General features: G+C 68.9%; 1 protein-coding gene. It reads left to right on the top strand.

Annotated features, from left to right (window positions below; genetic code table 11):
- Window positions 1-385 (top strand): peptide-methionine (R)-S-oxide reductase MsrB (msrB, locus tag AC1DWF_RS38945; RefSeq protein WP_476843724.1); only part of this gene is annotated, 385 nt, incomplete at its 5' end.
- Window positions 386-508: the final 123 nt, after the last annotated feature.

Genomic DNA, 508 nt, shown 5'->3' with positions numbered 1-508 from the left:
GACCTACACCGAGGCGGAATGGCGCCGCCGGCTGTCCGCCGCGCAATTCGCCGGGCTGCGCCAAGCCGGTACCGAACGCCCCTACGCCAGTCCACTCAACGACGAGCACCGCCGCGGCACCTTCGCCTGCGCCGGCTGCGACCGCGACCTCTTTTCCTCCACCACCAAGTTCGACAGCCGAACGGGCTGGCCGAGCTTCTGGGCGCCGCTGGCAAACGCCGTCGGCACGGAGCGCGACACCTCCTTCGGCATGGTCCGGACCGCGGTGCATTGTGCGCGCTGCGGCGGCCATCTCGGCCATCTCTTCAACGACGGGCCACGGCCGACGGGCCAGCGCTACTGCATGAACGGCGTCGCCATGGGTTTTCGGGCGGCCGACGCCTGATGACCATTTCGCCTCCTCGATCCCGGCTTGCAGGCCTATGCATTCACCTTCGGCTGAAAGGGTCAGACCCATGGATGATTTGATGCGGCGCCGCTCCCTCCTGCTGGCAGGCGGCGCCCTGGC

Source organism: Aminobacter sp. P4_D5, assembly GCF_056401815.1.
This window is presented reverse-complemented; position numbering and strand designations above follow the sequence as displayed.